Raw genomic sequence first — 22,800 nt, 5'->3', positions numbered from 1 at the left:
CACCACCTAGGAGACACACGCAGTGGCACACGAACGAGCCGGGCAGCCGGCGCAGGAAACCGACCTGATCGATCTTCAGGCGGTGATCGACGCCTACACCCGGATTGTGCCTTCCAGCGCGAACCCAGACCAGGCAGTCATCTTCGGCACCTCCGGCCACCGCGGCACATCGCTGAACGGCACCTTCAACGAAGCGCATATCGCCGCGATCACCCAGGCCGTGGTCGATTACCGCAACAGCGCGGGCATCACTGGGCCAATGTACGTGGGCAAGGACAGCCATGCGCTCTCCGAGCCGGCATACGGCACCGCGCTGGAAGTGCTGGCGGGCAACGGCGTCAGAGTGCTGGCCGATGACGGGCTGACTCCCACTCCAGCGGTCAGCCACGCAATCCTGGTGCATAACGCCAGCGGCGGCGAGCAGGCCGATGGCCTGATCATCACGCCCTCGCATAACCCGCCGACCGACGGCGGCATCAAGTACAACCCGCCGCATGGCGGACCGGCCGAATCCGAAATCACCGGGCCCATCGCCGCACGGGCCAACGAGCTGCTGGCCAGCGGGCAGATCAAGCGCGGCGAGCCCAATGCCCAGCCATTCGACTTCCGCGAACTGTACATCGCCGATTTGGCGGAAGTGATCGATTTCAAGGCCATCGCGGATTCCGGAATTTCCATTGGCGCAGATCCGCTGGGTGGCGCTTCGGTCCACTACTGGGGCGAGATCGCCCAGCGCTATAACCTGAACCTCGAAGTGGTCAACGAGTCCGTGGATCCGCGCTTCGGCTTCATGACCCTGGACAAGGACGGGAAGATCCGCATGGATTGCTCTTCCGCCCATGCCATGGCCTCGCTGGTGGCCAATCGCGAGAAGTACGACATCGCGACCGGCAACGATGCCGACGCCGACCGCCACGGCATTGTCACCCCGGATGCCGGCCTGATGAACCCGAACCATTTCCTGGCCGTGGCCATCGACTACCTGCTCACCCATCGCCCGCAGTGGCCGTCCGATGCCCAGATCGGCAAGACGCTGGTCTCATCGGTGCTCATCGACAAGGTGGTGGCCTCCCACGGCCGGGTGCTGCGCGAGGTGCCGGTGGGCTTCAAGTACTTCGTTGAGCCGCTGGCTTCGGGCAGGGTTGCCTTCTGCGGCGAGGAATCGGCTGGGGCAAGCTTCCTGGACTTCTCCGGCAAGGCGTTCAGCACCGACAAGGACGGCCTGATGCTGGCCCTGCTGGCCAGCGAGATCCGCGCGGTAACTGGCAAGAGCCCCAGCCAGTTGCATGCCGAATTGGTCGAGCGCCATGGTCCCAGCTTCTACGACCGCTTCGATGCGCCTGCAAACCGCGAGCAGAAGGCCCTCCTGGGCAAGCTGGATCCTTCGATGGTCACTGCCACCGAGCTGGCTTCGGATCCGATTACCGCCAAGGCCACGCAAGCGGCCGGCTTCCCGATTGGCGGTCTGAAGGTTTCCAGCGAGCACGCATGGTTTGCCGCGCGCCCGTCGGGCACCGAAGACATCTACAAGATCTATGCAGAATCGACAAAATCACCCGAACATCTGCAGCAGGTGCTGGCAGAGGCCCGGGTGATTGTCGATGCCGCGCTAGCTGGCTAATTCAGCTTCGCGGTCCATGGGTCGATTTCCACGGCTGGCTGCTTGCGGGTAGCCAGCCAGTGGCCCAGCCACAGCAGCAGGAAGATCGGCAGGCCGATGTAGCTGGAAGCCATCTGCAGCAGGTTTCCATCCAGGATGGCCTGGTAGTTCTGGCCGGCGATCACAACGATCAGGATCACGAAGGCAAGGATCGGACCCAGCGGGAACAGCGGCGCCTTGTACGGGAGCTTCGCCAGATCCTGTCCGCTGGCAATGTATGCCGTGCGGAACTTGTAGTGGCACACCGCGATGCCCACCCACGCGATGAACCCGGACAGGCCCGAGACGTTCAGCAGCCAGGTATAGGCCGAGCCCTGCCCGATGATCGCGGTCAGGAAGCCGAAGAGGCCCACCGATGCGGTCATCAGCATGGCCGGCATGGGCACGCCGCGCTTGTTCAAGCGGGCGAAGATCTTTGGCGCCTTGCCGTCCAGCGCCATCGAATAAAGCATGCGTGCAGAGGCATATAGTCCGGAGTTGCCCGCCGAGAGGATGGCCGAGAGGATCACCGCATTCATCAAGGCCGCGGCGAAGGCCACGCCTGCGCGCTCGAAGACCAGGGTGAATGGCGAGGTGGTGATATCAGATGCCTCGGAGGAGAGCAGCGACGGATCCAGGTATGGGATCAGCATGCCGATTACGAAGATCGCGCCGATGTAGAACAGCATGATCCGCCAGAAGATCGCCTTGATGGCCCGCGGGATATCGCGCTTGGGGTTCTCTGCCTCGCCGGCGGCCACGCCGATCAGCTCCGTGCCCTGGAAGGAGAAGCCGGCAATCATGAACACCGAGACGATCGACAGCCAGCCGCCAACGAATGGCGCCTCGCCCTCGGTCCAGTTGCTGAAACCTGGCGTGGAGTCGCCCAGGATGCCGAAGATCATTGCGACACCGCAGATCAAGAAGACCACTACGGTGATGACCTTGATCGCGGCCAGCCAGTACTCGCCCTCGCCAAAGGCCTTGGCGGACAACGCGTTCAGGCCGGTGAGCAGCGCCAGGAAGACGGCAGCCCAGATCCATCCCGGAGTATCCGGGAACCAATAGGACATGATGATCCCGGCGGCTACCAGTTCGGCAGCCACGGTGATTGCCCAGTTGAACCAGTAGTTCCAGCCGATCGCGAAGCCGAAGTGGCGGTTCACGAAGACCGTCGCGTAGGTCTGGAAGGACCCGGCGACCGGAAGGCGGGCGCTCATTTCCCCCAGTGACTGCATCAGGAGCAGCACCATCAGGCCAATCAGCGCATAGGCCACCAGCGAACCACCGGGTCCTGCTTGCGCAATGGTGCCGCCGGAAGCGACGAAAAGTCCGGTACCAATCGAGCCGCCAATGGCAATCATCTGCATATGGCGAGCTTTGAGGCCACGCTTCAGACCGTCTTGGGACGGTGCGGGCTCAGTCATGCGTTACATCTCCTGATGCTTGAAAATTTCCAACCTATCAATCCAAGCACCCTGACAAGCCACAACACTATGAACCGCGCTACAGTAAGCGATCAATAATCTTTCGCTTAGCCCATGAATACGGAGGATATATTGCGCTCAGGGTGTCAACTACCGTCGTTTTGTTGAGTTCAGAGCGCATCTGTGAAAGCCGCTCGAATCCGTGCCTGCCATGGTAGGCCCCCATCCCGCTCGGTCCGATACCGCCAAAAGGCAGGGTTGGAACGACCATCTGGACCAGCGGGGCATTATGCACGATTGAGCCGGCGCGCACCCGGTCGGAGAAGATCGACTGCAGCCGCGGGCTTTCGCTCATCAGGTAGGCAGCCAGCGGAGACGGCCTCCGGGCGATGAATTCGAGGGCCTCCTCGAAGCTTTCCACCTCGATCACTGGAAGAATTGGACCGAATATCTCCTCGGTCATCAAGCTTCCTTCAAGATCTGGATTGCGCATGATGCTCGGTGCGATGCGCAGTGTTTCCTCGTCATATTCGCCCCCGAAAACCACCTCGCCCTGCTCGAACATCGACAACAGCCGGTCGAAGTGCTTGCGGCTGACGATGCGGCCGTAGTCCGGGTGGGTCAACGGCTCCTTGCCGTAGAAGCTGGTGATGGCCTGGCCCAGGCGCTGGATGAGCTCAGTGGAGTCCCCAATGCTCAAGACATAATCCGGGGCCACGCAGGTCTGACCGGAATTCATGAATTTGGCATAGGCGAGGCGCTTTGCCGAAGCCAGCGAATCGTTTTCCACCACGGCCGGCGATTTTCCGCCCAATTCCAAAGTGGTTGGCGTCAGGTGCTTTGCCGCCGCGGCAGCCACGATCTTGGCCACGCGTTCACCGCCGGTGTAGAAGATATGGTCCCAGCGGGCGGCAAGCAGCTCGGTGGATGTGTCCACTCCTCCCTCAACGACCGCATAAACACGTTCATCCAGGTAGACCGGGAGGAACTTGGCCAAGACGCCCGAGGTGGCCGGAGCCAGCTCGGATGGCTTGATCACCGCGGCGTTGCCGGCGGCAATGGCCGCGACCAGCGGTGCGAGTACCAGCTGGACCGGGTAGTTCCAGGCGCCGATAATCAGCACGACGCCCAGCGGACGCGGCTCCACCTTGGCCATGGCCGGCTGCAGGGCCAGCGGAACTTTGACGCTGGTGGAATCCATCCATTCAGCGAGGTGGCGTTGGGCGAAATCTATTTCTGCGCGCACCACGTCGATCTCGGAGAACTTGGCCTCGGTGGCGCTCTTGCCCAGGTCTTCAGCCAGGGCCTGGACAAAGTCTTCCAGATGCTCGTCGAGCATCTTTTCCAGGGCCTTGAGCTGCTGCAGGCGGAAGCGTCGCGGATGCGTGATCCGGGTGTCAGCGGAACGCCGCAAATGGCTCAGAACTGTTGCGATGCGTGATGGATGCTCGTCCACCGGAGGTGCGGAATCGCCGACCGGTTCGGGCAACGGCGTGGAAGTAAACAGACCCATGTTTTGAGCGTACGGCAACGAGGCGGATATTCACTGATTAATTCACGAAGGGATTCAATATGTATCAAATAGTTGATACATTAATGGCCATGAGCCAGATCCCGGCGAGCGCCATATCCATCGCTTTCGTTGGCGCAGTCATTTACCTGTGGTTGCGCTCCGTGGCGCATCGGCGTGAGGCACCGGCCATCGTCCGCGCCCAGTCGCACTCATTCTGGTGCGCATTGATCGCATTCTTCGCTTCGACTTCGTGGGATCTGCCTGAGACGTGGCGCATTCCTATGAACGGGACCGATTCGAGTTCGGTTTTCGCTGCAGCTCTCTCGCCGGGAATCTGGATTCTTCTCGTTTACCTCATTGGCTTGTTCACCTGGCCCAAGGAACTCCAGCCGGTGCGCACCGCCTCACTTGAGGCGCGCACCCTGGCGACGCCGTTCCCGAGGTCCCTGGGGATTTTCGTCGCGCTGTTGCTTCTGGCCGCGGTGGGATTGCTGTGGCCGGCCTCCCGCGTCGAAGGGAGCGTTGGCATCCCGGAGTCGGAAACCACTATGTTCGATTCTGATGGCAGCTACTCCTACACCTCTGCGGGCCCAACCGATGGCCTGCTGCCCGGAAACCAAATGCTCCCGGTCTTCATCGTGGCTCTGGCAGGTATCGTCGTGGCCGCCGGAGTGATTGCAGCAGTGATCCTGAACCGGCGCCCCTTGGCCGGCATCACCGCCGAAGACAACCAGGCCTTGCGCACGGTATGGCTCAACCGGTTGCTGCGCAATACCGGTATCGTGCTGCTGGCATTTTGCGTATCGGTGGCCAATTACTCGCAAGGCTATTCAACCGGTGGACCGTACGAGTTATTGAACTATGGCGCCCTTGCGGTGGCTCTTACGCTGTTCTTCTGGGGCCCGCGCACCACATTCTCGGCTCACTCCACCATCAGGGAACGGACCGCCTTCTCGCGATTGCGAGATCAGCTCTTCGCATTGCAATACACCACGGCTACCCTTGCATTGCTCGCCGTTGCCATCGGCTGGTCATTCCTACCCGTGGATGAGGAATTCCGGATGCCGACCAATGAACGAACTACGTGGATCCTGGTGCTCTTTGCCGGTGCGGCATTGCTCTACATCATGCTCAATACGCTGTATCTGGGCTACGCCAGCAAGGTGGCTCGGCAGGCGAGTGCAGCACCAAAGCATCATGCACCCCTGCCCTTGTGGTCCTACATCGCCGCTGGCTTGCTGGTTGCCATCTGCGCTTTCCTGCTATTGGATCCACCGCTGGAGACGCTTTGGGGGTTCGCTCCTCCGAACCGGGGACTAGTCATCGGGCTGTTGCTGCTGCTTGCGGCGGCGCATATGGGCTTCATCTGGTCCTGCCGCCGGGCGACTATTCCCTGGGCCGTCTCGCCAGCTGAAGAAATCTGGTATCGGCGGGTTCTGGAGCTGCGGTCGATGCGCGTTGCCACCAGCGCTGTGCTTGCCATGCTGCTGATTGGCTACGGCTTCCCAGCAGGCCTGGGGCTGTTTGCACTTCTGGTCTTCGTTGTCCCAGCGGTGATTTTTCTGGAGCGTCCTGGTACCGCGATGGTGCGTGCACAGCAGCCGACAGCAGCATCATGAGCACGCAAATCAGTGTCGACCTCGCGGCGGCCACTGCACCCTACGAGCAGATCCGCTTGCAGATCGCCTCGCTGATCACCCTGGGAGAATTGCCCGCAGGCAGCAAGCTACCCACCGTGCGCGCACTGGCCACCGACCTCGGTGTTGCTGCCGGAACGGTAGCGCGCGCCTACAAGGAACTGGAAGCCGAAGGTCTGATCACCTCTCGGCGGCGAGCCGGCACAGTGGTCAACGAACGGCTTCGGCCGGTGGATGCCAGCGAAGACCTGCTGGCCGCGGTGGATCACCTCTGGGCGCTGGCGGCGGCCCAGCAGGTCGATGCGGCCACGCTCAAGGCCTTGGTGGCGCGGCGCGAGCGTAAGTAACTTGTCCTTGGAACCGCTTGTGCGTACGCTCTATGGCAGTGACACGGGGTGTCGGAACAACCGACTGAGATGAGACCCGTTGAACCTGATCTAGTTCACGCTAGCGGAGGGATGTCGCATGGCTTTGCATGCAGTTGCCCAAGAATACCGGCAACAATCACCTTTGGTTTTCTGCCTGACCAACACCGTCGTAGCAAATTTCACCGCCAATGCCCTGCTGGCATCCGGCGCGTCCCCGGCCATGACGGATCTGCCCGGAGAGGCCGGCCCCTTCGCAAAGGCGGCTTCCGCCGTCTTGGTGAATCTGGGAACTCCGAGCACCGAGCAGCTGGCCGCCATGGAAGAAGCCGTGCAATCGGCGAGCGCAGCAGGCACCCCATGGATCCTTGATCCGGTGGCGGTCGGCGCCCTGCCGGTGCGCACGGATTTCGCGCGGCGCATTGCCCGGCAACGCCCGGCCCTGATTCGCGGCAACGCCTCGGAAATCCTGGCCCTGGCCGGACGGCAATCGGCTTCACGCGGTGTCGATGCCTTGGATGACGTCTCTGCCGCCTTGGCGGCTGGACGCGAGCTGGCCGAGCGGCATGACTGCGTGGTGGCCATTTCCGGCCAGTCCGATGCCATCATCGATGCCACGCGGACGGTCCTGGTGCACACCAACGGAATCGGCTTGACGCGGATCACCGGCGGCGGTTGCGCGTTGGGCGCGTTCTGCGCCGGCATGATTGCGGTCCACGATGACCCGTTCGAGGCCGCCATCGCGGCCCACGGCTTCTACGGGCTGGCCGCTGAAAAGGCCCTGGAGAACAGCACAGGTCCGGGCAGCTTCGCCGTCGCATTCATTGATGCGCTGTCCGCAACCGATCCAGAAGAACTTAAGACTTTGAAGCACGAGGAACTGAACCATGCATAATTACGGAGCCTACCTGGTAGCCAATACTGCCAGCTGCACCCCGCGCAGCACCCTGGAAGTGATCGAAGGCGCCGTCGCCGGAGGAATCCAGTGGATCCAGCTGCGCGCCAAGGATGAAACCGCCCGGGAATTCTTCGAGCTGGCCTGCGCGGCCGCCAAGCTCACCGAGGGCAAGGCCCAGTTGCTGATCAATGACCGCATCGATGTCTACCTCGCGGCGCGGGCTGCCGGCGCAGCCGTGAACGGCATCCATATCGGGCAAAAGGATGTGCCGGTGCAGTTGGCCCGGCAGATCATCGGCGAAGGTATCATCGGACTGAGCGCTTCCAGCGATGAGCAACTGGCCCAGGCGAACAAGGACGCCGCGGTCATCGACTATCTCGGTGTGGGGGCCGTCCGCGCCACCCCGACGAAGAAGGACCATCCCACTCCCCTGGGCCTCGACGGCTTTGCGCGTGCCACGACGCTGGCCTCACTGCCCTGCGTGGCAATCGGTGCCATTACCCACGAGGACGCGGCGGCCATCCGTGCCGGCGGCGGAGCGGGCATGGCAGTGGTCCGCGCCATCTGCAATGCAGAGGATCCGCAGCAGGCCAGCGCGCAGCTCGTTTCGGCATGGGAGGCCGCCAAATGAACATCTTGTCCATCGCAGGATCCGATCCTTCCGGTGGCGCCGGAATCCAGGCGGATCTGAAGGCCATTGCCGCCAACGGCGGCTACGGAATGTGCGTGATCACCGCCTTGACCGCGCAGAACACCCATGGGGTGTCCGGAGTGCAGGCGATCAGCGGCGATTTCGTCCTCGCCCAGCTTGAAGCCATCAGCGCGGATATCCGCATCGATGCAATCAAGATCGGGATGCTCGCCAACGCCGAGGTGATCCGCGCAGTCACCGGCTGGCTGGAAACCGTGGATGCTCCGGTAGTCCTGGACCCGGTCATGGTGGCCACCAGCGGAGACCGCCTGCTCGATGGCGAAGCGGCGCTCGATTCGCTGCTGGACCGGGCCACGGTGATCACCCCGAACCTGCTGGAACTGGCCAGCCTGCTGCGCGAGCCGGTAGCCGCATCATGGGACGAGGTGCTGCGCCAGGCCCAGCGCCTGGCGGCCAAGCACGATGCCCTGGTGCTGGCCAAGGGCGGGCATCTGGCCGGGGCGGTCTGCCCCGACGCGCTGGTAGCAGCGGACAGGGTGCGCTGCGAGCTGCACGGTGCGCGCCATGCCACCAAGAACACCCACGGCACCGGCTGCACCCTCTCCAGCGCCCTGGCCACCCGCTTCGCTGCCACCGGAGACTGGACCGCCGCGTTGGAGCAGTCCAAGGCGTATCTGTCAGCGGCAATTGCGGCGGCCGACCAGCTGCAGGTGGGCAGCGGGCACGGCCCGGTCAACCACTTCGCCGGGTTCTTCGCCGGCGCTGATCCGATGGCCGGCTGGTGGGAGGACATCGCGGGCCTGCGTGCGGGCATCGACGAGCTGGCGTTCATCATGCAGCTGGCCGACGGCAGCCTGGAACGCGAGAAGTTCGAGTACTACCTGGCCCAGGACGCCCTGTACCTGCAGCGCTACGCCCAGGTGCTGGCGCAGGCCAGCGCGCTGGCCCCGGACCTGGATGCGCAGCGCTTCTGGGCCAAGGGCGCCGGTCAGATCCTCGAGGGCGAGCTGCAGCTGCACCGCAGCCACCTAGTGGAAGGGCTGGCGAACCCTTCGGCGACCACACTGAACTACGTGAACCACCTGTCCTCCTGCACCGGGAGCTATGCGGAGCTGATCGCCGCAATCCTGCCGTGCTACTGGCTCTACCAGGACATCGGCAAGCGGCTGGCGGCGGCCAACCATGCCGGGCACCCCTACGGCGACTGGCTGGAGACCTATTCTTCCCCGGAATTCGACGAGGCCACCGCCCAGGCGATCGAGATGGTGCGCACCGCGTGGACGCTGGCCGACCCGGCGCTGCGCGAGAAAATGCGCCAGGCGTTCCTGCGTTCCAGCGAGCACGAGCTGGCGTTCTTCGCGCAGGCCCACGAGAACCAAGTAGAATTCTCTACGGCCTGAAACCCGCAGGGCCGGGAAGAGGAATCATGAGTTGGAGCATCCACGGCAACGGCAAGACCATCACCGAAGGCGAGGTAGTTGCCCCGGATGAGCGGCTGCATTGGCCGCAGACCGTTTCCATCGGCGCCCAGCACATCCTGGCGATGTTCGGCGCCACCATACTGGTTCCGACGCTGACCGGATTCCCGGTGACCACCACCTTGCTGTTCACCGGCTTAGCCACCATCATCTTCCTGCTGATGACCAGGAACAAGGTGCCCAGCTACCTGGGTTCCTCCTTTGCCCTGATCGCCCCGGTGGTCGCGACCACCGGGTCGCACAGCATGTCCGGCGCCCTGGGCGGCATCGTGATGACCGGCGTGCTGCTGTTCGTCGTCGGGCTGATCGTGCAGAAGACCGGCACCGGCTGGATCCACGCGCTGATGCCGCCGGTGGTCATGGGCACCATCGTTGCGCTGATCGGCTTGAACCTGGCTAGCGCCACCCTGGCCCCGATGAAGGACTTCCCGCTGACCACCTTCCTCACGGTGATCTTCACCGTGGTGGCCACGGTGGCCTTCAAGGGCCTGCTGGGCCGGCTCTCGATCCTTGTCGGCTTGGTCTGCGGCTACCTGGTGGCGCTGGCCCAGGGCCAGGTGGACTTCTCCAAGGTGGGCGACGCCGCATGGTTCGGCCTGCCCGAGTTCCACACCCCGACCTTCCATTTCGATACCGCGCTGATGTTCCTGCCTGCGGTCTTCGTGCTGATCGCCGAGAATATCGGCCATGTGCGCACCGTGGGCGTGATGACCGGCCGCGACCTGTCGGCGTTCAACGGACGGGCGCTGATGGCTGATGGCGCCGCCAGCGTGCTCGCCGGTTTTGGCGGCGGCTCGGCGACCACCACCTACGCCGAGAACATCGGCGTCATGGCCGCCTCGCGCGTGTACTCCACCGCCGCCTACTGGATCGCCGCGATCGTGGCCATGTCCCTGGCCTTCCTGCCGAAGTTCGGCGCCTTGATCGGAACTATTCCGGTAGGCGTGATCGGCGGCCTGGGCATCGTGCTCTACGGCATGATCGGCATCGTCGGCGCGCGCCTGTGGATCGAGGCGAAGGTGGACTTCGGCAATCCGATCAACCTGATGACCGCGGGCACCGGCCTGATCATCGCAATCGCGGTGACCAGCGAAATCGCTTTCGGCCAGTTCCAGCTCGGCGGCATCGCCCTGGGCTCGATCGCCACCCTGGTGGTCTTCCACCTGATGAGTGCCGTGGCCAAGCTGCGCGGCAACGACTTGGCCGACGCGCATAAGAGCGCGAAAATCTAGCAAGAAATATTTCGGCAGGCCGGCAGTGCGCGTTAGCGCACTGCCGGCCTGCTTTTTAGCGCAGGAATTCCCCTGCTGGTCAGGCGTGAAACAAAACGGTTGTTCAGGCCACGCAAAACGTTAAAGTAAGGAATCCTTCCAAATTGTGATTGATCTCCCAAGAAAATTCGGAAAATCTGGATTCTGCGGCGCTCGAATCCGATAGCATGGCACATTGTGACTGCGACAACACCAGACGGAAAACTCTCCGCGCGACTCATCTTCATCGCCCTCGGTGCTGCCTTGGGCGGGTTCGTTTTCGGATATGACTCATCAATCGTCAACGGCACCGTGGACGCCGTCGAGCACGAATTCGGGCTCAACGCGGTAACCATCGGCTTCACCGTTTCCTGCGCCCTGCTCGGCGCGGCACTGGGAGCATGGGTGGCCGGCATGGTCTCCGAACGCGTGGGACGCGTGCGCACCATGCTCATCGCCTCCATCCTGCTGGCCGCATCGGCCCTCGGCTGCGGCCTGTCCTTCGGCGTGGCCGACCTGATCATCTGGCGCATCGTCGGCGGCATCGGCGTGGGCTTCGCCTCGGTGATCGCCCCTGCCTACATCGCCGAGGTCTCCCCCGCCGCGCACCGCGGACGCCTTGGCACCATGCAGCAGATGGCCATCGTGCTGGGCATCTTCGTGGCCTTCCTGGTCAGCGCGCTGCTGGTCTTCGTGATGGGCTCGGCAGATGCCATCGGCCTATTCGGCTTGGCCGCCTGGCGCTGGATGTACCTGTCGCTGCTGGTTCCAGCGGCGCTCTACGGCCTGCTCTCGCTGCGACTTCCGGAATCCCCGCGCTATCTGGTCGAGCGCGGCCGCTATGTCGAGGCCGCTGCCGTGCTGACCCGCGATATGGGCATGAAGGCCGGAGCCGATGCCGAGAAGAAGATCGAGGAGATCCGCGCCACCGTGCACATCGAGCGGCGCCAGGCTTTCAAGGACCTGCTGGGACGCTTCGGCTTCCACCCGCTGGTGTGGGTCGGCATCCTGCTCTCGGTCTTCCAGCAGTTCGTCGGCATCAACGTGATCTTCTACTACTCCACCACGCTGTGGAAGTCCGTCGGCTTTGCCGAATCGGACTCCTTCACGATTTCGCTGATCACCTCGGTGACCAACGTGGTGGCAACAATCGTGGCGGTGCTGCTGATCGACGTTCTGGGACGTAAACTCCTACTGACCATCGGCTCGGCCATTATGACCCTGTCTTTGGGCATGATGGCAGTGGCCTTCGCTCAGTCCGTCACCATCGACGGTGCGGTATCCCTGCCAGGTAACTGGGGCATCGTTGCTCTGATCTCGGCCAACCTGTTCGTAGTCGGCTTCGGCGCCACCTGGGGCCCGGCCGTATGGGTACTGCTCGGCGAAATCTTCCCGAACTCCATCCGCGCCATGGCGCTGGGTGTGGCTGCTGCAGCCCAGTGGATTGCCAACTTCATTGTCTCCACCACCTTCCCGGCCCTGGCCGATGCCGGCTTGGCTCTGGCTTATGGCATTTATGCGGTCTTCGCGCTGCTCTCCTTGCTCTTCGTGATCTTCATGGTCAAGGAAACCAAGGGGCGCCAGCTGGAGGAGATGACCCTCTAGGCATCCCCTGGAGGCGAACCGTGCGCGTCGCGCAGCAGGAGGCAAGAACCCAAACCGGGTTCTTGCCTCCTTTGCATTCCGCGCTGCCTACCAGGCCTTGTTGGGCACCTCCGCGCCGGCCTCCCGTTGCAGCGAGAGCACATGCTCCAGGCTTGGCCTGCCTTCCAGCAACGGGCCCTGTCCGGCGAGCGCAACGCTGATAGCTTGCCCTGGCTGCAGGTCGACCTGCTGGCCGCGCACCCAGATCGGACGCGAGAATTCCCCATGCAGGGTGAACTCGATGGCTTCGGGGCGCAAGCATACGGAAATCCGCATGCCCCGCCACCCCAGGTTGAAACGCAGGGCCCGGAATCTCTCCGGGAGCCGCGGATCGAAGCGCAGCCGGTCGTCATCGTCGCGCAGCCCAGCAAAGCCGTAGACCAGCGCCGACCAGACCCCGCCGGTCGACGCCACGTGCACGCCGTCAGCGGTGTTGCCGTGCAGGTTCTGGAGATCCACGTTCAGCGCATGCTCGAAGTACTCCCAGGCGAGATCCCGGTACCCCACTTCCGCGGCGAGGATCGACTGCACCGTGGCAGAGAGCGTCGAGTCTCCCGTGGTCAGCGGATCGTAGTAGTTGAAATCGGCGAGCTTCTGGTCGTCAGTGAAATCACTGGACCGCAGCCAGAGGGCCAGCACCGCGTCGGCCTGCTTGATCACCTGGAAGCGGTAGATCACCAACGGGTGGTAGTGCAGCAGCAACGGCCGCTTATCCGCACCGGTATTAGCCAGGTCCCAGACTTCGCGGTTCAGGAAGTGCTCGTCCTGCGGGTGGATTCCTACAGCTTCCGAATACGGGATATGCATGCAGTCGGCAGCCTTGAGCCACAGCGCGAGCTCCTCGTCTTCCAGCGTGTGCCGGCTGGCCAGTTCCGCATACTCCCGCGGATGCTCCTGGGCCATTTCGGAGAGCAGCTGGGCGCTGCGGCGCAGATTGAAGCGCGCCATGACATTGGTGTAGAGGTTGTCGTTGACCACCGCCGTGTACTCATCGGGCCCGGTGACCCCATGGATGTGGAAGCTCTCGTTGCCCTGCTCGCCGCGCCAGAACCCCAGCGAAGCCCACATGCGCGCAGTGCCCACGAGGATCTCGGCCCCGCCGGCCAGCAGGAATTCGTCGTCCTCCATGACCCCGAGGTACCGGTTGAGCGAATACACCACGTCGGCGTTGATATGGTACTGCGCCGTGCCCGCCGGATAATAGGCGCTGGCTTCCTCGCCGTTGATCGTGCGCCAGGGGAAGAGCAGCCCTTCCTCGTTCATGGTCCACGCCCGCCGGGTCGCTGCCGGAATCATCGAGACCCTGGCGCGCAGCGTATTGCGCGCCCATTGCTGGTTCGTGTAGGTCAAGAACGGCATCACATAGATCTCGGTATCCCAGAAGTAATGCCCGGAATAGCCGTTGCCGCTCACGCCCTTGGCGCTGATGCCCAGTCCGTCGGCCCGGCCGGCGGCCTGGGCGAGCTGGAACAGGTTCCAGCGGATTTTGCGCTGCAGCTCGGGCTCATCGGTATCCACCTGCACATCGCTGCGTTCCCAGTAATCAGCCATGAAGCGGCGCTGGGCGCGGAAGTGCTCATCGATCCCCAACGGCACCAGATGCTCCAAGGCCCGCTCCGAACGCAGGAGCATCTCCTGGGCAGGATGGCGCCGCGAGGAGTGGTAGACCGCGAACTTGGAAACGCGCACGCCTTGCCCGGCGTCCAGCCTGGCGCTGACAACTTCATCCGCGCGGTCATCGCGTACCTTGCGGTCCACGGACAGTTCTGCCTGCGTCCCGCCGGTGGCTGACACCTCGTGCTGGACCATTGCCGCTACCGACATCCCCGATCCGAGGACCTCGTAGGAGACGCCCAGCCGGGGCCCATCGCTGTGGATGCCGGCAGGGTGCAGCGGATTGGCACGGACCGTCTCGCTTTTGCGCGGGTCAACGGGGCCCAAGGCATCGGCTTCCTGCGGGGACGCCACCTGGCGGCTGGAAGGATACCCGATCACCGAGGACTGGATCAGCACCTGGGCCGGGGCATCAAGCAGGCGCACATGCACGTCCTGCAGCGCCAGATGGCGATCGGTGAAGGAGATCATCGAGCGCGCGGTGACGGCCACGCGGTGGCCTTCTGCAGTTCGCCACAGGGTGTGCGCTGTCAGCGTCCCGTCAAGGAAATCCAAGCGCAGTTCGTCACGAACCATCTCGGTGCGGCCGACTTCCAGGGCCTCGTCATTGATGAAGACGCGCATGGTGCGGAAATCCGGGGCGCTGATCATGGTCTGACCGGTTTCGGCCAGCCCGAAGGCGCTCTCGGCATGGCGTATTTCCCAGGTCTCATGCAGCCCGTTGATGAAGGTGCCGCCGGCCTGGTCCCCCAAGCCCAGTTGCGCCGCCCGCGCGCCAAGGAAGCCGTTGCCCAGGGAGAACACCGTGTCCTCAGCGCCGCCGCTTTCGCGCTGGTTCCCGCGCCACAGCGACCAGGAGTCTTCTTCCCAGGCCTTGGCGTCATGCTCGGAGACCAGCTCGGACAGGTCATGGACCACGAAATGGGCGCCGGCGTCCAGCAGGGCCGCCTCGTTGTCTTCACGGGCCACGCCGATGACGCCGAAGCCTCCGGCACGCGCGGCGCTCACCCCGCTGGTGGCGTCCTCGATGACTGCGCATTCCTCCGGACGCCAGCCCAGATCCGCGGCGGCGGCCAGGAACGTGTCCGGGGCCGGCTTGCCCGCAAGCTGGCGCGCGGCGGCTTCCTGCCCGCCCATCACCAGCGGGAAATGGCCAGCCAATCCGGCGGCAGCCAGAACCATCCGCGCATTGCGCGAGGAAGACACCACCGCGACGTCCAGCCCGGCCTCCAGCACCTGCTGCAGGAAGGCCACGGAACCGGCGTAGGGGTCGATCCCGTCGCGTTGCAGCACCTGCGTGAACTTCTCATTCTTCATGTTCCCCAGGGCGCAGATGCTGTCCTCGCCGGGCAGGTCGCTTTCCTCGCCGCGCGGCAACTGGATGCCGCGGGATTCGAGGATGGCGGCCACCGCGTCATAGCGCGGACGGCCGTCCAGCAGGTTGAAGTAGTCCGCGGTCGTGTATGGAGCCACGCCCGGGTGCTTGTCGAAAAAGCCGGTGAAAAGTTCTTCCCACGCCTTGCGATGCAGCAGCGCGGTCGGGGTGATCACGCCATCCAGATCGAAGAGGACGGCCTTGTAATCACGATGTCGGTACTTAGGACGAAAAGCGTTCACAATCGAAATCCTTCGAAAGAGGAGCGTACTACTGGCCGTAGTCTTTACCGTAGCAACTGAACGCGCTTGCATCGACATACTACGATAAGAATGTGGCTCATTGGATAGATGCATGGAATAACGATGACTGGCGTGAGGCTACCGCCGAATGGATCGACGCTGCGTGCGAGGCCTATGGCATCGCGCGCACCGCAGGACCCGACTTCTGGCCTGCCGATCTGCACCAGATCCAGGCAACGGTGCAGACCGATGCCGCCGACCTGATCTTCAGCGCCAACGCTCCGGGGCTGGCCTCCGAGCCGGCCACCACGGTCGTTGCCGGCCAGCTGCTGCCCGACCGCGTGGTGATGCCGTTGGCCATCGACCGGATCGCCGGGTACATGCTCAGCCCGGACTACGGGCACACCCTGGCGGACCTGGGCGATTCGGTGGAGAACTGGGAGCTGGCCATGGCTTCGCTCGGCTCTTTCCAGGTCGCGCTGATGGGCCACGAGGACGAATTCTTCGATTCAGGGGTCACCGTGGTTGATCCGCAGTTCCTGCCCGAGCAGTACGAGCAGGCACTGATGATGCACGTGTCATTGGACCCCTCCCACCCGCTGCACCTGGATGGTTCCAGCGCGGATAAGCTGGTCTCGCATCTGGGTGCGCTGAAGAAGGCCACCGGCGCCCTGCATGCCGGTGCGGTGCCGTTGAGCATCGAGCACGGCAGCTTCGACTTGTCGCAGGTCGTGGTGCCAAGCGAAACCGGGGAACACGGCCGCATCCTGAATCTGGGCTCCGCGCATTGGGCGCACCCCTTCTCTTCGCTGAACACCCCGCTGGCCGCCATGTGCGAGGCATGGGATTGCGAAACCGGTGACGAGCGCGTGATGAAGGTGCTCTTCGCGTACCTGGACCAGTTCTCCGCCTACGGCTCGCCCGATGAGCTGTACGACCTGATCAATCCGGCCTGCCTGGTTGCGCCGCTCTCGCAGCATGAGACCTGGCTGCGCCTGCTCTTGGATGCCAGCGACGAGCAGCTTCAGGAGCATGCCCCGGCCGTGCTGGGTACCCTGGATATCTCCTAGGGCATATTTCACAGGCTCGGTTCAGGAGCCGAGAACCCGTACCAGCAAGGCCGCGTCATCGCTCATGATGGCGTCGGCCTTGCGGTCCATCAGCAGCCGCATGGTCGGCTCGTCATCGATGACCCAGACATGCACCTGCGCGCCGGCGCGGTGGACCGCCTTGATGAAGCGGCGCGTCGCCACCGGCAAGATGCCCTGCTTCAGCGGCACCTGGACTGCCCAGTAGCCCGCCAGCAGGCGCTTCGGAACCCAGCCCAGCAGGTGGGCGCACAGCCAGATGGCAACCATTTCGCGTTGCCCCGGCGAGCGCCGGATCGGCGCGGAGAGCAGGTGGCCCACCGCGGCGCTGCGCGCCGTGGAGAAGGATGCCAGGGCAATCTGCCCGTGGGCTTTCCGTCGCTCGATGAGCTCGGCCAGCGGCCCGATCACGTGCTCGTCCTTGACGTCCAGGTTCAGCGTGGCCTGCCCAAAGGCATCAAGCAGCTCGTCAAGCGTGCACAGCGGCTGCCCGCCGGCGCGGACCTCTGCCAGCTGTGCGTCGGTGAAGCCGTTGAAATTCCCGCTGGCGTCGGTGACCCGATCCAGGGTGTGGTCGTGGAAGAGGTAGACGGTGCCATCCGCCGAGGCGTGCACGTCCGATTCGAAGTGGGTGATGCCCAGTTCCGCGGCGCGCTGGAAGGCGAGCAGCGTATTCTCCTCGTTCCCTGTGCGCACCCCTCGGTGCGAAAAGGCGTAGGTCATTTCAGCAGGTCCTCGATGACTTGGGCTACCCCGTCCTCGGCCAGCGAGGGCGCGCGGAATCGGGCGGAGGCCAGCGTGGTGGGGTGCCCGGAGGACATCGCGTAGCCGTGGCCTGCGTATTCGAGCATTTCGATGTCATTGGGCATGTCTCCGAAGGCCATCACCTCGTAGGCGGCAATGCCCAGGCGCTGGCAGTATTCATGCAGCGTGGTGGCCTTGTGGATATCCACATGCGCCATTTCCAGCAGGGAAACGTCGAAGGCCGAATGGGTCACTGAAACCAGTTGAGCCAGCTGCGGCCCGGCCGCGGCATAGAACTTGTCGATCGGCAGGTGCGGGGAGCGGGCCAGGAACTTCACGATTCCCTCGGAATCAATGGAGTCGCTGGTCAGATCCAGCACCGCCTGCACGCCGAAGTTGTGGTGGCGGTCGGCGAATCCTTCGCCCAGGTGCAGCCCCTTGGTGGTCTCCGCGGCGAAGGCCGCCTTCGGTTCCAGCTCCAGGATGATTTCGCTCGCCTTGCGCGCGGTGGCCGCGCTGAGCGTGCGCGACCAGATCACTTCGTCCTGCTCCAGGTCGTAGAGCACAGCCCCATTGGAGCAGATGACCTTGCCCATCCCGCCGAAGGCCTCGATGATCGGGGTGAGCCAGCGGAAGGGGCGTCCGGTGACGAAGACAATCTGGATGCCGGACTCGCGGGCCTCGATGAAGGCGCGCTTGGTCCGCTCGGAAATGGTGCCGTCCTTGGCGACGATGGTGCCGTCGAGGTCCGAGGCGATCAGCTTGATCATCTACAGCTCCTGGCGGTGCGGCGGGTTCGCCCCTGCACGCTGCACGGTCACAGCGGCGGCCATGGCCGCGAATTCCAGGGCCTGGGACAACTCGTCAATCTGCAGCCGGTTCAGCTTCTCCCGGTTGGCCGCGCCAATCAGGCCGTGCTCGGCCAGCCAGCAGAGCAGCGCCGCGGTGAACGTGTCGCCGGCGCCCACGGTATCGGTCACCTCGACCAAGGGTGCAGCGAATTCGGCGTCGCCGGCGCGGACCACTCCCCAGGAGCCGCGCGAGCCCGCGGTGGAAACCACGATCGCCGGACCCATGTCCAGCCAAGCGCGGGCCGAGTCCTGGACCGAGCGCATCGGGTACAGCCACTTCAAATCGATGCCGGAAACCCGCACCACGTCGGCCTGGCCGACGAAGCGCTCCACCTCGGCGACGGTCTGCGCATGGTTGGTCACCAGCGACGGGCGCAGGTTCGGGTCGTAGCTGATGGTGGCGTGGGTGCGCGCTGCCGAGAGCAGCGGCAGCAGTTCTTCGGGGCTGAACAGGGTGGCGATGGAGCCGGTGTGCACCAGCTCGGCGTCCTGGGCCAGTTCCGGACCGATGGTCGGCATCTGCCAGTAGGCATTGAACGCGAAGGCCGCGCCGCCGGCCGGGTCGAGGATGCCGTGGGCGATGACGGTGGCCTGGTCGTCGGCCCCGCCCAAGTAGGCCACGTTGTTCTCCTGCAGGTACTGCTCGATCTTCCGGCCCTTGTCATCGGCGCCCCAGCGGGAGATCAGGGTGCCCGGGTAGCCCAGCCGGGAGAGCGCCACCGCGACGTTCAGCGGGCTGCCCCCGACGAACTCCTGGGCTGGGGCAATGCCTGAGGCCAGGACGTCAACGAGGGCCTCGCCGATCACCGTCGGGTTCATGCTGCTCCTTCAGTAGTGCAGTGGGGACAGGGCCCGCACGCAGGCAGCCCATTGGCTGCTGTGCGGATCAATCCAGGTGTAATGGTCGCCGTCGAACAGCGAGAAGCTGTGCTCCTGTCCGAGCGCGGCCGCCTTCTGGGCCGCGATGCGGGCAATTCTTGGAGGAACATCGCCATCGTCCCGTCCATGAAAGATTACGACACGGGCAGGCATTGGCCATAATTCCACCGGGTTGCAGGCGCCCAGAGACGCACCGCCGAGCATCTCGTCCACCGCGCCGTCGCTGAGCTTCAGCCGCTGGGCGGTGTCCAGGTCCAGCACCCCGGCCTGGCTGATCACCTGGGAGACCCGCTGGTCGTGGGCCGCCAGCACGCAGGCAAGCTGGGCACCGGCCGAATGGCCCATCAGCGTGATCGGCCCATCTTCCTTGACCAGGCCGAGCGCGAGCCGGGCATCGGCCAGCATTTTCGCCGCGCTGCCCGGCCCGCGCCGGTATTCGAGGTTGTAGGCGGGAATCCCGCGGGCAGCGAGATCCTCCGCCAAGGGCACGCCGAGGCTGGCCGTGTACTTCTCGCGCCAGTATCCGCCATGGATGATCATCACCGCTCCGCGGGCGATGATGCATTCGGGCTCGTAGAACTGGACGTACTGGTCCTGGTGCGCCCCGTAGTGCATGGCTGGCCGCCCGGCTAGTTGCCCGGGAAGACCGGCGAGCGCTTCTCGACGAAGGCGGCCCGGCCTTCCACCGAGTCGGCGGTGTGGTAGGCCTGGAGGAACGCGTCGACCTCGCGTCCCAGCCCCTGATGCGTGTCCAGCCCGTCCATCGAAACCATGGCGCGCTTGGCAATGGAGATCGCGGTGGGAGAGACCGCCGCGGCCTCTTCGATGGCCGCCACGGCAGCGTCGAGCAGCTGCTCGGCGGGGACCACCCGGTTGGCCAGGCCGATGCGCAATGCCTCCTCGGCCTTGATGCGCCGGCCGGTGAAGATCAGCTCGCGGGCCATCGCGTTGCCCACGCGGCGCGGCAGGCGCACCATGCCGCCAAAGCCGGGCACCAGGCCCAGGTTGACTTCCGGCTGGCCGAAGCTGGCCCGCTCGGATGCGTAGATGAAATCGCAGGCCAGCGCCAGCTCGCAGCCGCCGCCCAGGGCGAAGCCATTGACTGCGGCAATGACCGGGACTTGCAGCGACTCCAGGCGCTCAGTCACGGCGTGCATCTGCTTGGCGTAAGCGGTGAACGTGGCCTCGTCCATGGAGTTCATCTGGACGATATTCGCCCCGGCGACAAAGGACTTCTCCCCGGCGCCGGTGATGATCAGTCCGCGGTATTCGTATCCGGTGGTCTCGAACCAGTCCAGGAAGGATTCGAGGTCGTTGACTACTTCTTTTGCCAGTGCGTTCAGTGACTTTGGCTGGTCTACGGTCAGGATGAGGGCCGAGCCTCGGGTGCTCAGGCTGAGGGTATCGAATTGTTTCATACCCCTAACTCTCTCACGTAACCTGCGTCACGTGATGGATTATCAGCGGCGCTTGCGTGGTTTGGCCTTGCCCCCTTGCGGCTTCTTGGATGGGCTTTTGGCCTGCTGTTTTGCCTTGGCCTTGGCTTTTTCCTTGGCTTTCTTCTGCTCGTTGACGCGCTTGGCCTTCTGCTCCTGGTTGCGCACCGAATTCTGCCGCGAGGAGCTGGCGGTGCGTCCGCGCACAATGCCGATGAATTCCTCGAGCACTGCAGTGTCCTCGGTGGCGGTGGGCCAGGCGATGCCCACCTGGGTTGGCAAGCCGTCTTCGATGAGGCGCACCACTACGTCCTTGCGGGCGAAGAGCCGCGCGATTGACTGCGCGGTGCGCAGCACCTGGGCTCCGGAGGCGACGACCTCCATCGCTACCGGAATGCCGCCCACGGATTGAGGGTAATCGGCCAGGTCCAGTTGCGGAAACGAGTCGACGATGTCCAGCGGCACTGATTCTTCGTAGTACTCCACGTCGTGGTCCTTGCCCGCGCAGACCACTTCGAGTTCCTCATAGAGCGGGATGACGTGGCGCGTTGCATCCTTGGGCGAGTCCCCGCGGTAGCGCACGAACACTGCGTCGGCCTCGCCGTTGGCCAGCAGGTCCAGGATTTCCCCCTCGTCCAGGCGCCAGGCTTTCAGCTCGATGGCCGGATAGCGCTCCTGGAAGCGGTCCATCCATTTGCCGGGGGTGACGCCGGTGGCGTAGGCGATTCGAAGTTTCTGCACGGGTATAAGCCTACGCGTTGCCGGGTTAAATGCCGCAGGCGGGCACCGGTGATCCAGTGCCCGCCTGCGCTTGCGCAAGCTTGGAGGCCTACTTGTCGGTCTTCACGACCAGCACGTCGCACGGTGCCGAGTGGGCTACCGAGGAAGCAACGGAACCGAGCACGCGGCCCAGGCCCTTCATGCCGACGTTGCCGACGACGATCATCGAGGCCTTGCGGTCCTCGGCATCGGAGATCAGCACGTCGCCTGGCTTGCCGCGGCCGGCGGCAGCGGTGATCTTCACGCCTGGTACGGCGTTCTTCACGTCGTTGGCCACGCGCTGCGCGAGCTTGCGGGCCTGCTCTGCGTCGTCCAGGATCCAGGTATCGGAACCGATGGAAACGACCTCGGTGTTATCCGATGCGTGAGCGGTGATGACCACCAGGTCAGCGTCCAGCTTGACAGCGAGTTCTGCGGCGCGGCGGGCGGCGCGCCGTGCGGTTTCGGAACCGTCGACGCCTACGATGATGGTTTCAGACATATTGTTCTCCTTCATATGAGTGATGCTTTAAGTGATGGGTAACACTTTATGGCCTTCAGGCCACTTTAGCTTGCAAAAAGTCCACGGCGCGCTGCCATGCGATGGCCGCCTGCTCGGGATCGTAGTTGCCGGCAGGGTTCTCGTCGTTGTGGAAGGCATGGTTGGCGTCGTAATAGAAGTACTGGACGTCCGCGCCAGATTCCCGGCGGATCTGCTCCTCCTGGGCCTTTGCCTGCTCTAGCGGATACATCTGGTCCAGGTTCGCGTAGTGGCCCTGGATGGCGGCGCGGACGCCGGAGAAATCGTTGGGAACACCCTGGCCGACACCGTAGAACGGCACGGCCGCGGCAATTTTCTCGCCCTGCTGGGCTGCCATCTGCAGCACGAATCCGCCGCCCATGCAGAAGCCGATGACGCCGAGCTTCTGACTGGTGACATGCTCATTGGCCAGCAGGTAGTCCACTGCGCCGCCGAGCAGCTGGGCGCCAACGGCTTCGGGGAGTTCGGACATCATCTGCGCGGCTTCCTCGCCGTCATGGGTGATCCAGCCGCCAAAGAGGTCCGGGGCCAGCGCCACGAAACCCTGCGCAGCCAGCCGGTCTGCCACATCGCGGACATGGTCGGTCAGCCCCCACCATTCCTGGATCACGATCACTCCGGGGCCCTTGCCGGACTCGGGCAACGCGAGATAGCCGTGCGCTTGCGTACCTGAAGAAGGGAAAGTCACGTTCTGGTGCGGGGTTTTTTCCGCCATGGTGCCTCCTGCTCTGCGATTTCCTCCAGTTTATGCAGGTCTAGGCGCGATTG

General features: G+C 64.1%; 20 protein-coding genes and 1 riboswitch. Of the genes, 9 read left to right on the top strand and 11 right to left on the bottom strand.

The genetic code is table 11. From position 1 onward, the window contains the following. Nucleotides 1–22 precede the first annotated feature (22 nt). Nucleotides 23–1,621: a phosphoglucomutase (alpha-D-glucose-1,6-bisphosphate-dependent) gene (gene pgm / locus ACLQ8T_RS00290; protein WP_413455341.1), complete on the top strand. Its 1,599-nt coding sequence runs from the start codon at nt 23–25 to the stop codon at nt 1,619–1,621. Here the strand turns inward: pgm and ACLQ8T_RS00285 are convergent. Further along, nucleotides 1,618–3,066 (bottom strand): amino acid permease, encoded by a 1,449-nt coding sequence (locus ACLQ8T_RS00285; RefSeq protein WP_204719843.1) that lies wholly within the window; start codon nt 3,064–3,066, stop codon nt 1,618–1,620. The genes pgm and ACLQ8T_RS00285 overlap by 4 nt on opposite strands. A 79-nt stretch (nt 3,067–3,145) precedes the next feature. Then, a complete protein-coding gene (locus ACLQ8T_RS00280; RefSeq protein WP_141357948.1) occupies nt 3,146–4,579 on the bottom strand; it encodes an aldehyde dehydrogenase family protein in 1,434 nt (477 codons plus the stop codon). Nucleotides 4,580–4,668: 89 nt separating this feature from the next. On the opposite strand from ACLQ8T_RS00280, the gene ACLQ8T_RS00275 reads away from it, so the two are divergent. The 7 genes from ACLQ8T_RS00275 to ACLQ8T_RS00245 all read left to right on the top strand — a co-directional run bounded on the left by ACLQ8T_RS00275 (nt 4,669) and on the right by ACLQ8T_RS00245 (nt 12,464). Further along, entirely contained in the window at nt 4,669–6,198 is a 1,530-nt protein-coding gene (locus ACLQ8T_RS00275) for a hypothetical protein (protein ID WP_413455340.1), read from the top strand. Beyond that, entirely contained in the window at nt 6,195–6,563 is a 369-nt protein-coding gene (locus ACLQ8T_RS00270; protein WP_038992686.1) for a GntR family transcriptional regulator, read from the top strand. The genes ACLQ8T_RS00275 and ACLQ8T_RS00270 overlap by 4 nt, the downstream gene beginning before the upstream one ends. Before the next feature lie 34 nt (nt 6,564–6,597). Next, a riboswitch (TPP riboswitch) is annotated at nt 6,598–6,692 on the top strand. After that, nucleotides 6,682–7,476 (top strand): hydroxyethylthiazole kinase, encoded by a 795-nt coding sequence (thiM, locus tag ACLQ8T_RS00265; protein WP_204719836.1) that lies wholly within the window; start codon nt 6,682–6,684, stop codon nt 7,474–7,476. It overlaps the preceding riboswitch by 11 nt. After that, nucleotides 7,469–8,110 carry a thiamine phosphate synthase gene (gene thiE / locus ACLQ8T_RS00260; RefSeq protein WP_204719834.1) on the top strand — a complete coding sequence of 214 codons (642 nt, stop codon included), beginning with the start codon at nt 7,469–7,471 and terminating at the stop codon, nt 8,108–8,110. The genes thiM and thiE overlap by 8 nt, the downstream gene beginning before the upstream one ends. Continuing rightward, nucleotides 8,107–9,531, top strand: coding sequence for a bifunctional hydroxymethylpyrimidine kinase/phosphomethylpyrimidine kinase (thiD, locus tag ACLQ8T_RS00255; RefSeq protein ID WP_413455339.1), 1,425 nt, complete (start codon nt 8,107–8,109; stop codon nt 9,529–9,531). The genes thiE and thiD overlap by 4 nt, the downstream gene beginning before the upstream one ends. Nucleotides 9,532–9,557: 26 nt before the next feature. Beyond that, nucleotides 9,558–10,841, top strand: a complete 1,284-nt coding sequence (locus tag ACLQ8T_RS00250) for a uracil-xanthine permease family protein (RefSeq protein ID WP_413455338.1) — start codon at nt 9,558–9,560, stop codon at nt 10,839–10,841. A 216-nt stretch (nt 10,842–11,057) separates the two neighbouring features. Then, the gene (locus ACLQ8T_RS00245; RefSeq protein WP_413455337.1) at nt 11,058–12,464 is read left to right on the top strand and encodes a sugar porter family MFS transporter; all 1,407 of its coding nucleotides are present in this window, start codon (nt 11,058–11,060) and stop codon (nt 12,462–12,464) included. Nucleotides 12,465–12,551: 87 nt separating this feature from the next. Here ACLQ8T_RS00245 and ACLQ8T_RS00240 read toward each other — a convergent pair whose 3' ends face one another. Then, a complete protein-coding gene (locus ACLQ8T_RS00240) occupies nt 12,552–15,734 on the bottom strand; it encodes an HAD-IA family hydrolase (RefSeq protein ID WP_413455336.1) in 3,183 nt (1,060 codons plus the stop codon). 92 nt (nt 15,735–15,826) lie between these two features. Here ACLQ8T_RS00240 and ACLQ8T_RS00235 point away from each other — a divergent pair, with 92 nt between their 5' ends. Then, nucleotides 15,827–16,804, top strand: a complete 978-nt coding sequence (locus tag ACLQ8T_RS00235) for a hypothetical protein (protein ID WP_413455335.1) — start codon at nt 15,827–15,829, stop codon at nt 16,802–16,804. 21 nt (nt 16,805–16,825) lie between these two features. On the opposite strand, the gene ACLQ8T_RS00230 is transcribed toward ACLQ8T_RS00235, so the two are convergent. The 8 genes from ACLQ8T_RS00230 to ACLQ8T_RS00195 form a co-directional block, all read right to left on the bottom strand. Beyond that, a complete protein-coding gene (locus ACLQ8T_RS00230; RefSeq protein ID WP_073707203.1) occupies nt 16,826–17,545 on the bottom strand; it encodes a glycerophosphodiester phosphodiesterase family protein in 720 nt (239 codons plus the stop codon). Continuing rightward, the gene (locus ACLQ8T_RS00225; RefSeq protein ID WP_413455334.1) at nt 17,542–18,336 is read right to left on the bottom strand and encodes an HAD family hydrolase; all 795 of its coding nucleotides are present in this window, start codon (nt 18,334–18,336) and stop codon (nt 17,542–17,544) included. The genes ACLQ8T_RS00230 and ACLQ8T_RS00225 overlap by 4 nt, the downstream gene beginning before the upstream one ends. Then, complete coding sequence (locus tag ACLQ8T_RS00220; protein ID WP_413455333.1) at nt 18,337–19,236, bottom strand: PfkB family carbohydrate kinase; 900 nt, start codon at nt 19,234–19,236, stop codon at nt 18,337–18,339. Between the two features lie 9 nt (nt 19,237–19,245). Beyond that, entirely contained in the window at nt 19,246–19,911 is a 666-nt protein-coding gene (locus ACLQ8T_RS00215; protein ID WP_204719820.1) for an alpha/beta hydrolase, read from the bottom strand. Between the two features lie 14 nt (nt 19,912–19,925). Beyond that, nucleotides 19,926–20,714: an enoyl-CoA hydratase/isomerase family protein gene (locus tag ACLQ8T_RS00210; RefSeq protein WP_204719818.1), complete on the bottom strand. Its 789-nt coding sequence runs from the start codon at nt 20,712–20,714 to the stop codon at nt 19,926–19,928. Between the two features lie 42 nt (nt 20,715–20,756). Next, nucleotides 20,757–21,473: a LysR substrate-binding domain-containing protein gene (locus ACLQ8T_RS00205; RefSeq protein WP_204719816.1), complete on the bottom strand. Its 717-nt coding sequence runs from the start codon at nt 21,471–21,473 to the stop codon at nt 20,757–20,759. 88 nt (nt 21,474–21,561) lie between these two features. Further along, nucleotides 21,562–21,993: a universal stress protein gene (locus ACLQ8T_RS00200; protein ID WP_204719814.1), complete on the bottom strand. Its 432-nt coding sequence runs from the start codon at nt 21,991–21,993 to the stop codon at nt 21,562–21,564. 55 nt (nt 21,994–22,048) lie between these two features. Continuing rightward, nucleotides 22,049–22,747, bottom strand: coding sequence for a dienelactone hydrolase family protein (locus tag ACLQ8T_RS00195; RefSeq protein WP_204719812.1), 699 nt, complete (start codon nt 22,745–22,747; stop codon nt 22,049–22,051). Nucleotides 22,748–22,800 lie beyond the last annotated feature (53 nt).

Origin of the sequence: Glutamicibacter sp. FR1, assembly GCF_047300825.1 — a bacterium.
Lineage (GTDB): Bacteria > Actinomycetota > Actinomycetes > Actinomycetales > Micrococcaceae > Glutamicibacter > Glutamicibacter nicotianae.
The sequence above is the reverse complement of the archived record's forward strand: the minus strand, read 5'-3'. Positions and strand labels throughout refer to the sequence as shown.

What these genes read in the sequence shown, in the direction of transcription:
- ACLQ8T_RS00195 (WP_204719812.1), bottom strand. Translation starts at nt 22,747, where the DNA reads ATGGCGGAAAAAACCCCGCACCAGAACGTGACTTTCCCTTCTTCAGGT.
- ACLQ8T_RS00200 (WP_204719814.1), bottom strand. Translation starts at nt 21,993, where the DNA reads ATGTCTGAAACCATCATCGTAGGCGTCGACGGTTCCGAAACCGCACGG.
- thiM (WP_204719836.1), top strand. Translation starts at nt 6,682, where the DNA reads ATGGCTTTGCATGCAGTTGCCCAAGAATACCGGCAACAATCACCTTTG.
- ACLQ8T_RS00285 (WP_204719843.1), bottom strand. Translation starts at nt 3,066, where the DNA reads ATGACTGAGCCCGCACCGTCCCAAGACGGTCTGAAGCGTGGCCTCAAA.
- ACLQ8T_RS00210 (WP_204719818.1), bottom strand. Translation starts at nt 20,714, where the DNA reads ATGAAACAATTCGATACCCTCAGCCTGAGCACCCGAGGCTCGGCCCTC.
- ACLQ8T_RS00225 (WP_413455334.1), bottom strand. Translation starts at nt 18,336, where the DNA reads ATGATCAAGCTGATCGCCTCGGACCTCGACGGCACCATCGTCGCCAAG.
- ACLQ8T_RS00275 (WP_413455340.1), top strand. Translation starts at nt 4,669, where the DNA reads ATGAGCCAGATCCCGGCGAGCGCCATATCCATCGCTTTCGTTGGCGCA.
- thiD (WP_413455339.1), top strand. Translation starts at nt 8,107, where the DNA reads ATGAACATCTTGTCCATCGCAGGATCCGATCCTTCCGGTGGCGCCGGA.
- ACLQ8T_RS00215 (WP_204719820.1), bottom strand. Translation starts at nt 19,911, where the DNA reads ATGCACTACGGGGCGCACCAGGACCAGTACGTCCAGTTCTACGAGCCC.
- thiE (WP_204719834.1), top strand. Translation starts at nt 7,469, where the DNA reads ATGCATAATTACGGAGCCTACCTGGTAGCCAATACTGCCAGCTGCACC.
- ACLQ8T_RS00280 (WP_141357948.1), bottom strand. Translation starts at nt 4,579, where the DNA reads ATGGGTCTGTTTACTTCCACGCCGTTGCCCGAACCGGTCGGCGATTCC.
- ACLQ8T_RS00230 (WP_073707203.1), bottom strand. Translation starts at nt 17,545, where the DNA reads ATGACCTACGCCTTTTCGCACCGAGGGGTGCGCACAGGGAACGAGGAG.
- ACLQ8T_RS00270 (WP_038992686.1), top strand. Translation starts at nt 6,195, where the DNA reads ATGAGCACGCAAATCAGTGTCGACCTCGCGGCGGCCACTGCACCCTAC.
- ACLQ8T_RS00220 (WP_413455333.1), bottom strand. Translation starts at nt 19,236, where the DNA reads ATGAACCCGACGGTGATCGGCGAGGCCCTCGTTGACGTCCTGGCCTCA.
- ACLQ8T_RS00250 (WP_413455338.1), top strand. Translation starts at nt 9,558, where the DNA reads ATGAGTTGGAGCATCCACGGCAACGGCAAGACCATCACCGAAGGCGAG.